The organism is Paraburkholderia elongata (assembly GCF_013177735.1).
GTDB lineage: Bacteria > Pseudomonadota > Gammaproteobacteria > Burkholderiales > Burkholderiaceae > Paraburkholderia > Paraburkholderia elongata.
This window is the reverse complement of the sequence record NZ_WOEZ01000133.1, coordinates 1-9,102: the sequence shown is the minus strand read 5'-3', so window position 1 is coordinate 9,102 and position 9,102 is coordinate 1. Positions and strand designations below refer to the sequence as shown.

The following is a 9,102-nucleotide window of genomic DNA, read 5'->3' as shown; positions in this document are numbered from 1 at the left end:
GGGTTGAAAAGAGCCTACGCACAGCGGCTCACGCAAATCTGCGCGGACGGCATCGATACCGCGTTGAGCCGGCCAGTGCCAGGCATCGACACCTTGGCCGCGCCGGTGCTGGACCACACCGGCAGCATCTGCCTCGTGCTCGCCATGATGGGACCGAGCGGCAGCTTCAATAGCGAACTCGCGGGCGACCCGGCGCGGACTTTGCGCGCGGCAACCCTGAGATTGTCGCGGCGGTTTGGGTGGATGGCGGTGGCGCACGAGGCCTGAAAAAGCGGCCTCAACAAGGGATAATTAATCGTTTTTCCGAAAAACTGGCACTTTGTAATCGTTTTGCGTGCCAAGTAATCGAAATGAAGCGCAGACGCCGTATAATCGTTTTCCTAGAAAATACGCGTTTTGTAATCGTTTTGCGAGCCAAGTAATCGAAACTACGCAAAACTGAGCGAAACAAGGTGTCCTCGCGCGCGTCCCCGCCACCCCGGATCGAAAATCATGCCGCAGATCGGTTATCAATGGCTATCCAACACGTACAGCGTCGTACCGGTCCATCCGTTCGCCGTTCAAAGTGAAATCGGCCGGAATCGCTCAACGTCCACCGACGGTGACATCCGCCGCGAGGTTTACACCGAACGTTATCGTCCGGCCGCCAGCCTGACCGACAACCTGACTTTCGCCTTCCGGCACGAGGGCATTCACCTGGAATTCCTCGCGCGACTCTATGCGCTGCAATCGGTGCGCCACGAACTGGAGGCATGGATCGCCCGCGAACCCACGGGCGCGTATGCTCGCCGCGCCTGCTTCTTTTATGAGTGGTTGATGCCCGAACCGCTAAACGCGCTGGGCATCTCCCGGGGAAACTATGTCGACGCGTTGAATCCCGAGGAATTCATCGTAGGCACGCCAGTCAACAACGCGCGTTGGCGTGTGCGCGACAACCTGCCGGGCAATCGGGATTTTTGCCCGGTGATTCGACGTGTCGAAGCGGTTCAGCGCGCCGAAGCTTACGACCTTGCCGCACCGCTTGCCGAACTGGAAGCGGATTATGGCATCGATCTGATCTTGCGCAGCGCCGTCTGGCTGACGGTCAAAGAGAGCCGCGCAAGCTTTCTGATCGAGCATGAGCAGGACAAAGAGGATCGGATCCGCCGCTTTGCCGCGGTCATGGAAAGCGAATGCGGACGACATGCCAATCCGTTTGACGCCGAAACGCTCGACACTTTGCAACGCGGCATCCTGGGACAGTCGGCCCTGCGTTACGGCATCCGCCGCTCCCCGGTGTATGTGGGACATGTCGCACGCTATCTACCGGTGGTCGACTACATCGCGCCGCATTGGGAACACATCGAAACGATGCTGTCGGGGCTGGCCCGTTTTTTAGAACGTACCGAGGGTGGTGCGTCGATCGTGCGTGCTGCAGCGGCATCGTTCGGCTTCGTCTATGTACACCCTATGGCCGACGGGAACGGCCGCATTTCGCGCTTCCTGATCAACGACATTCTGCGTCGCGACGGCGCGGTGCCTGCGCCAATCATCTTGCCGGTGTCCGCCACGATCACCCACAGCACGCGCGATCGTGCCGCTTACGACAAAGTGCTCGAACGCTTTTCGCGTCCGTTGATGAAACACTATGCGGACCAGTACACGTTCGGCAAGACCGAAACCGGAGACGACGGTGTCGAATACAACCTGCACTTTCGCGCCTATGACGACGCGCTGCCCGCCTGGCGCTACCCTGATCTGACCGCACACGTCATCTATCTTGCTGACGTGATCGACATGACGCTAACGCATGAAATGCGCACCGAAGCGCGCTTTCTGCACGCCAACGACACCGCACGGCGCACCATCAAGGAATTTCTCGAAGCACCGGACAACGATTTGGACGGCATCATTCGCAGCGTCCGGCAGAACGGTAACAGCGTGTCGAACAACTTGCGCAAGCGCTATCCGCTGTTTGACGAGCGGCCGGAGTTGAGTGCGCAAATCGTGCAGGCTGTTACCGAAGCATTTTCGGAAGAGAACAAGCGCTAGGCCCTGTCCCCACTCCGGCCGCCATTCATCGCAGGGTTCCTGAAGCGGACCACCTCGCTCAATCCCCCGCCGCCTCCGGCTCATGCGACGACAACCGCGCCTTCGCGTGCCGCATCTTTTCAAGCGTCTTCGGACCCGCCTTCAACGCGACGCCAATCGCCAGCGCATCCATGATGCACAGATGCACGAGCCGGGACACCCCCGGCGTATTCGGATCGATCGGACTCGGCACGCGCAGCAGCAGCGGAATATCGACCAACCACGCCAGCCGCGAGCCCACATTAGTCAGCGCAATCGTAGTCGCGCCACGCTCCTTGGCGATCTGAATGCTCTCATTCACTTCGACGCTGCGCCCCGAATGCGAAATCGCAAACGCCACATCACCCGGCTCCATCAGGCCCGCGTAAAGACGTTGCAGATGACCATCCGTAAACGCAGTAGCCGCGATATCCAGCCGCAAAAACCTTAATGCCGCATCTTGCGCAACGAGTCCCGACCCCGAGCCCACGCCAAAGAAAAAAACCCGCCCCGCGCTCGACAACGCCGCAATCGCGCTCTCAAACACGGCCGGATCCAACGCTCCACACGCATGCGTAATTCCATCGACTGCTGCCTCACCCACCTTACCCATCAACGTCTGCACATCATCATCACGCGCAACCGCAGTCGATGCATACGGCACCCCGCCCGCCACGCTCTGCGCCAATTGCATCTTGAAGTCGCGCAGACCATGCGCACCGATCGCGCGGCAAAAGCGCGTGACGGAAGGCTCGGACACGTCCGCGCGCTGCGCGAGTTCGGTAATGCTCGCGCGCATCGCAAAGTCGACGTCGCTCAGCACCATCTCGGCGACTTTGCGCTCGGCGGGCCGCAAATTGGCCAGTGCGCCGCGGATGTGGGGAATCAAGTTCGGTGCGGACACCCGGTGTTCCTTAAGGGTTAAATGAATCCGCGTCGCGTCGCAGCTTCAATCAGCTTGAATCAGCCTCAAGCGGCAACACGCGGTTCAGACCAGCCTGCGTCCACTCTCCGTATCGAACAGATGAATATGCTCGGCCGGCAGGCGCAGCGTGACGCGCTGACCGGGCTCGACTTTCGAGCGCTGGCGAGTCGTCACGCACCACGTGTTGCCGCCTATTTTCCCGTACAAATGGGTCTCGGCGCCAGTCGGCTCGACCACTTCGACTTCCATGGTGGCGTCCGGCTTGTCAGCCATCGTTTCAATGTGCTCGGGACGTACACCGAGCGTGACCTTTGCGCCGACAACGGCGGAAACGGGTGCACCCTCCAGCACGATCTCGCTACCATCGTCGAGTTTCAACGCGAGGCCCTGCCCTTGCGAACGATTCGTCAACACGCCTTCAGCGAAATTCATCGACGGCGAACCCAGGAAGCTCGCGACGAACAGATTCGCCGGATGATCGTACAGTTCCAGCGGACGCCCGATCTGTTCGATCCGCCCCGCGTTCATCACGACGATGCGGTCAGCCATCGTCATCGCTTCGATCTGGTCGTGCGTCACGTAGATCACCGTATTCTTCAGACGCTGATGCAGCGCCTTGATTTCCGTGCGCATCTGCACGCGCAGTTTGGCGTCGAGATTGGACAGCGGTTCGTCGAACAGAAATAACGACGGCTCGCGGACCACCGCGCGCCCCATCGCCACCCGCTGACGTTGACCACCCGACAGCGCACGCGGCAAACGGTCCAGATAACCACTGAGGTTCAGCATCTTCGCGGCGGCTTCGATCCGCGGCTTGAAACTCGCCGACGGTTCCTTGCGAATCCGCGGCCCGAACGCAATGTTTTCGTAGACCGACAGATGCGGATAGAGCGCGTAGCTCTGGAACACCATCGAGATATTGCGCTGCTGCGGCGCAAGCGTATTCGCACGCGTGCCGCCGATCATCAGATCGCCGCCGCTGATCTCTTCGAGACCGGCCACCATGCGCATCAGCGTGCTCTTGCCGCAACCCGACGGGCCGACCAGCACCACGAACTCGCCGTCGTCGATGTGGAGATCGATGCCGTGCACCACTTGCGTGTCGCCATAGCGTTTGAAGATGCCGCTCAGTTGCACTGCTGCCATGCTGTCCTCATCGTCGTGCTGCATCGTCGTGCTGTCGTGCTGCCCTGTTTCATTGAGCAAAGAACACGCCGCGCTATCTAGTCAAAGCCGTTCAAAACGAATCAAAGCAATTCAAAGCAATTCAAAGCAATTCAAAGCAATTCCAGCGTCAGTTCTTCCGCCATCAATCGGTTGCCGGCCATCAGCCCACCGTCGACCGGCAACGCGACGCCGGTAATCACACGCGCCATCGGCGACGCGAGGAACAGCACCGCATCGGCGATGTCGTCGGGCGTCGCGAAGTCGCGCAACGGGTACCACTTTTTCAGATCCTCGAAGACCTGCGGATTCTTGTCGACGCGCGCCTGCCACGCCTGCGTCTTCACCGTGCCCGGACAGACGATGTTCGCGCGAATGCCATAGCGGCCAAGCTCGATCGCCAGCGCTTTCGTGTAGCTGATGAGCCCCGCCTTCGCCGCGCTATACGCCGGATGCCCGAGCGCGGCCATGCCGTTCACCGAGCCGATCAGCACCAGCACGCCCTTCTGCCGTTCGATCATCGACGTGCGCACCGCTTCCACCGTGTGATACGTGCCGTTCAGATTCAGATGGATGTCGCGCTGCCAACTGGCGGCATCGGTCGTGGCGAGCGTCATGCCTTTAGCGGCACCCGCGTTGGCGACCAACACGTCCACCGGACCGCGCGTTTTCACCGCTTCGGCAACCGCTTGCTGCACTGCGGCAGCGTCACCGAGGTCGGCCGTGATCGGCGTGACATGCGCCGCGCCGAGCTGCGCAACCAGTCCGTGAAGCGCGACCGCGTCGATATCGAGCGCCAGCACGGTATCGCCCTGCTCCACAAAGCGCTTGCACAACACGCTGCCGATACCGCCGCAAGCGCCCGTCACCAACACAACACGATTCATGTCTGCCCTCGCTCCTCAATCTCGTTGCAGCGCCGGTCTGGCGTGTAAATTTCCTACAAAATCGACGTCAGGCAGTTGTCCAGTCATCCCAAAGATTGGGTATCCGTGACTTCGCGTTATGCAGAATACTCCTTCTTTACAGCATCTTATGCACAAAACCCGCTGATAAAAAATATGGCAGACCCTACGTGACAAGCTATTTTGCGTCATGTAGGATTTTTTCAAACAATTTAACCCAAAGCGGCCGGCGACGGCAGCAGACCACCCCCCACCATCGTTGGATGGGACCGGAGTAAGTGCTATGCATGGGACCAGAGTAACGCGCTGACGCGCTAACTCTGGTCGACAGCTAAAGCGCTAACTCCGATCGACACAGGAGAGAGAAATGTCGTTGCATGCCCGTGCTTCCCTCGCGCTAGGCAAAGTTGCCGTGGCGCTCGCGTTTGCAGGTATCGCCGTCGCGGCTCACGCCGACACGGTCCGCGTGACGGTCGCGCATTACAGCGATGCGACCGCGCCGTACTTCGAAAAGATGGCCCGTAACTTCGAGAAGGCCAATCCCGGCACGACGATCAAGATCGAAGACGTGAACTGGGACACGCTACAACAGAAACTGCAAACGGACATCTCCGGCGGCGCCAACGCCGATCTGGCGATCGTCGGTACGCGCTGGCTGCTCGACTTCGTGAAGGACGACGTTGCCGAACCGCTCGACGGCTACATGGACGCGAGCTTCAAGGGCCGCTTCATCGGCCCGTTCCTCGCACCGGGCGAGATCAACGGCAAGGTGTACGGCCTGCCGATCGCCGCTTCCGCACGCGCGCTCTACTACAACAAGGATCTGCTCGCGAAGGTCGGCTATCCCGACGGCCCGAAAACCTGGAATGACGTGATCGATGCGTCGAAGAAGCTGAAAGCGCAGGGCGTTGCCGGCTTCGGTCTGCAAGGCAAGGAAATCGAAACCGACGTCTACTATTACTACGCGCTGTGGACCAACGGCGGCGACGTCGTCGGCAAGGACGGCAAGGCGGCGTTCAATTCGCCGGCCGGCATCAAGGCAGCCACGCTGTACAAGACTCTGATCGACGACGGCCTGACGCAGCCTGGCGTGACCGGCTACAGCCGCGAAGACGTGCAGAACCTGTTCAAGCAGGGCCGCGTCGCGATGATGATCTCCGCGCCGTTCCTCGCGAAGCAGATCAAGAAGGAAGCGCCGAACCTGAAGTACGGTATCGATCCGATCCCGATGGGCACGACGCACGCCACCTATGCGGTGACGGACTCGATCGTGATGTTCAAGAACTCGAAGGTGAAGAAGTCGGCCTGGAAGTTCCTCGACTACCTGTTCACGAAGGAACCGCGCGTCGAGTTCACGACGACCGAAGGCTTCCTGCCGACCACCAAGGCTGAGGCGACCGATCCGGCGTTCAACGATCCGGACACCAAAGCTTTCGTCGCGCTGCTGCCGACAGCCCACTTTGCGCCGACCGTGACCGGTTGGGAAGACACCGCAAAGGCTGTGACCGATTCAATGCAATCGATCTACCTGGGCAAGGCGAAGCCGGCTGACGCATTGACTGCCGCGGCAGCGCAAGCGAACAAATCGCTCGGTAAGTGATCGCGTAGTCACGTAGTGATTTGCTGAACACGGAACGCGCGCCGCCGTTGCGAAGGCGGCGCGCGTTTCGGTTGTCATGTACCTAATGCACTATCCGGCCCATCCCGTCGTGTCCGCCTTTTTAATGTGGACGCGTCTTACGATCGAGCACGCATGAGCCGTTCCGTTTCTTCGCGCCTCCAGGCGCCCTGGTTGCTGATTGCGCCGAGTCTGGTGTTGGCGCTTTTCATCATCAGCTATCCGATTTTCAACATCGTGTGGCAATCGCTGCACGAGGTCTCGCGCTTCGGCGCGATTCGCGACTTCACCGGTCTGCAGAACTTCACTACGATTTTCACGGACCCTGCGTTTCTCGCAGCGGCCAAACGGACGATTGTCTGGACCGTGTGTGTAGTGGGCGGCACGGTGCTGATTTCGGTACCGGTTGCGCTGGTGCTGAATCAGGATTTCTATGGACGCGGCGTGGCGCGCACGATTGTGATGCTGCCGTGGTCCGTCTCGCTGACGATGACCGCCGTGGTGTGGCGCTGGGCCTTCAACGATGACTACGGCATGGTCAACGTCACGTTGCAGCGACTTGGATTCATCAGCGGACCGATACATTGGCTCGCGACGCCGGAGCTCGCGTTTCCGGTGGAGATCGCCGTCGGTATTCTGGTGTCGATTCCATTTACGGTGACGATTCTGCTGGGCGGGTTGTCGTCGGTGCCGGGCGACATTTATGAGGCGGCGCGGATGGATGGCGCCAGTGCGTGGCAGCAGTTTCGCAAGCTGACGATGCCGCTCTTGCGGCCGTTCATCAACATGACGATTCTGTTGAACGTGATCTATGTGTTCAATTCTTTCCCGATCATCTGGGTGATGACGCAAGGCGGGCCGGACAACGGCACGCATATTCTCGTCACGTATCTCTATGAGCTTGGTTTCAGGCTGGGACGTCCGGGCGAAGCCGCGGCGGTGTCGCTGATCATGCTCGTCATGCTGTTCGTTTTCTCGATCGCCTATCTGCGCCTGCAGCCCGCGAAAGAAGGAGAGGCGTCATGAGTCTCAGCGTCAAGATGAAGCGCTCGCTGTGGTGCTGGTTGGCACTTTCGCCGCTGATTGTGGCAGTGCTGTTTCCGTTTGCGGTGATGTTGTTTACTGCCTTGAAGCCGGCTACTGAGATCTTTGTTTATCCGGCGCGGTGGTTGCCGGTGCATTGGCAGTGGAGCAATTTTTCGGACATGTGGGTCGCGGCTAATTTTGGTGTGGCGCTTAGGAATAGTTGCGTGATCAGCTTCTTGTCGACCGCGTTGGCGTTGGCTGTGAGCTTGCCGGCGGCTTATGCGTTGGCGAGGTTTCCGTTTCGCGGGAAGGGGTTGTATTCGCAGTTTCTGCTGGTGACGCAGATGTTGTCGCCGATTTTGCTCGTTGTTGGCTTGTTCCGGCTCGCGGCGATGATTCCTTATGGGGATGGGAATCTGGTTGACAACAAGATCGGGGTCATCGTTTCTTATGCGGCCTTTAATATCGCGTTCGCGGTTTGGATGCTGTCTTCTTACTTTCAGACGGTGCCAAGGGATCTTGAGGAGTCAGCGTGGCTTGAGGGGTGTGGGAGGACTAGGGCTGTTTTTAAAGTTTTCTTGCCGTTGGCCGTGCCGGCGATTGTTGTTACCGCGATCTTTACGTTCATCAATGCGTGGAATGAGTTTGCGGTGGTCTATACGTTGATTCGGTCGCCGGAGAATAAGACTTTGACCGTTCAGGTTACGGATATGGTCGCGGGCAAGTACGTCGTCGAGTGGCATCTGGTGATGGCCGCTACCCTCTGTGCGACATTGCCGGTTTCCATTGTGTTTGCGTGGTTGCAGAGGTTCTTGGTGAAGGGGTTGGCGTTGGGGGCGGTGAAGTAGGTCTTTCGAGGTGCGGCGGATCCTATCCGGCCGCGCTCCGATAGTCACAACGCTCAACTTTTCGGCGCCATCACCCAAGGTCAGCCGTCGGCCACTTACAGTCATTCGACATCGGTGCGTAAAAAGCGGACTTTTCTCCGTCCGCTTCGACTGGGAAGCTGTTCGCCGTCGCTGACGTCACTATCCGTGATAAATCATGCCGGCAGCGATGGCGAGGATTGGTAGCCTCGGCTTCAGCGTTCGCGCCGAAAGGAAAACTCACCGTCGACCTGCCTCGTAAAGCCGATAGTGACGAATCCCCTATCGCGCGCGCCTGACACGGCCGGAGTTTCCCTTCCACTCTCACAATCTCATATCGACGCGCTTCTGGTTGAAGGATCGGCACTCAGTCGACTCGACGCAGACGAGGCATTCCCGGACGAAAGCAGCATCGAAGCACAACTGGCCGACACGTTCCACCAAACGCCGGGGATAGCGCTCGTTCATACGTCCGTACAGAACATCGACAGGCTGGTCTCCAGTTTTCGGGCAGCGCGAAAGGCTGGGCGTACGCTGGTAATTGATCTG

General features: G+C 59.4%; 8 protein-coding genes and 1 pseudogene. 5 read left to right on the top strand and 4 right to left on the bottom strand.

Annotation, left to right across the window (positions count from 1 at the left end; all coding sequences use genetic code 11):
* Both GNZ13_RS24715 and GNZ13_RS24710 read left to right on the top strand, forming a co-directional pair.
* Positions 1-267, top strand: a pseudogene (locus tag GNZ13_RS24715) (IclR family transcriptional regulator); the annotation flags it as partial.
* A gap of 225 nt (positions 268-492) precedes the next feature.
* Positions 493-2,031: a Fic family protein gene (locus tag GNZ13_RS24710; RefSeq protein WP_172169093.1), complete on the top strand. Its 1,539-nt coding sequence runs from the start codon at positions 493-495 to the stop codon at positions 2,029-2,031.
* 58 nt (positions 2,032-2,089) lie between these two features.
* Here GNZ13_RS24710 and GNZ13_RS24705 read toward each other — a convergent pair whose 3' ends face one another.
* From GNZ13_RS24705 to GNZ13_RS24695, 3 genes are all read right to left on the bottom strand, one after another.
* On the bottom strand, positions 2,090-2,953 hold the full coding sequence (locus GNZ13_RS24705; protein ID WP_172169090.1) for a MurR/RpiR family transcriptional regulator: 864 nt from the start codon (positions 2,951-2,953) through the stop codon (positions 2,090-2,092).
* Between the two features lie 84 nt (positions 2,954-3,037).
* Positions 3,038-4,120, bottom strand: coding sequence for an ABC transporter ATP-binding protein (locus GNZ13_RS24700; RefSeq protein WP_172169096.1), 1,083 nt, complete (start codon positions 4,118-4,120; stop codon positions 3,038-3,040).
* Between the two features lie 131 nt (positions 4,121-4,251).
* The gene (locus GNZ13_RS24695; RefSeq protein ID WP_172169088.1) at positions 4,252-5,025 is read right to left on the bottom strand and encodes an SDR family oxidoreductase; all 774 of its coding nucleotides are present in this window, start codon (positions 5,023-5,025) and stop codon (positions 4,252-4,254) included.
* A gap of 385 nt (positions 5,026-5,410) precedes the next feature.
* Here GNZ13_RS24695 and GNZ13_RS24690 point away from each other — a divergent pair, with 385 nt between their 5' ends.
* The 3 genes from GNZ13_RS24690 (at position 5,411) to GNZ13_RS24680 (ending at position 8,535) form a co-directional block, all read left to right on the top strand.
* Complete coding sequence (locus GNZ13_RS24690; RefSeq protein WP_171928536.1) at positions 5,411-6,643, top strand: ABC transporter substrate-binding protein; 1,233 nt, start codon at positions 5,411-5,413, stop codon at positions 6,641-6,643.
* A gap of 153 nt (positions 6,644-6,796) precedes the next feature.
* Positions 6,797-7,687: a carbohydrate ABC transporter permease gene (locus GNZ13_RS24685; RefSeq protein ID WP_172169085.1), complete on the top strand. Its 891-nt coding sequence runs from the start codon at positions 6,797-6,799 to the stop codon at positions 7,685-7,687.
* Positions 7,684-8,535 (top strand): carbohydrate ABC transporter permease, encoded by an 852-nt coding sequence (locus GNZ13_RS24680; RefSeq protein ID WP_172169082.1) that lies wholly within the window; start codon positions 7,684-7,686, stop codon positions 8,533-8,535. Before GNZ13_RS24685 ends, GNZ13_RS24680 begins: the two co-directional genes overlap by 4 nt.
* Before the next feature lie 342 nt (positions 8,536-8,877).
* Here the strand turns inward: GNZ13_RS24680 and GNZ13_RS51595 are convergent.
* Positions 8,878-9,102, bottom strand: a 225-nt coding sequence (locus tag GNZ13_RS51595; protein ID WP_216675005.1) for a hypothetical protein, incomplete at its 5' end; no start/stop codon positions are given.

Bases quoted from the DNA above. Each gene is read 5' to 3' on its own strand.
- GNZ13_RS24710 (WP_172169093.1), top strand. From the start codon at position 493: ATGCCGCAGATCGGTTATCAATGGCTATCCAACACGTACAGCGTCGTA.
- GNZ13_RS24700 (WP_172169096.1), bottom strand. From the start codon at position 4,120: ATGGCAGCAGTGCAACTGAGCGGCATCTTCAAACGCTATGGCGACACG.
- GNZ13_RS24695 (WP_172169088.1), bottom strand. From the start codon at position 5,025: ATGAATCGTGTTGTGTTGGTGACGGGCGCTTGCGGCGGTATCGGCAGC.
- GNZ13_RS24690 (WP_171928536.1), top strand. From the start codon at position 5,411: ATGTCGTTGCATGCCCGTGCTTCCCTCGCGCTAGGCAAAGTTGCCGTG.
- GNZ13_RS24685 (WP_172169085.1), top strand. From the start codon at position 6,797: ATGAGCCGTTCCGTTTCTTCGCGCCTCCAGGCGCCCTGGTTGCTGATT.
- GNZ13_RS24680 (WP_172169082.1), top strand. From the start codon at position 7,684: ATGAGTCTCAGCGTCAAGATGAAGCGCTCGCTGTGGTGCTGGTTGGCA.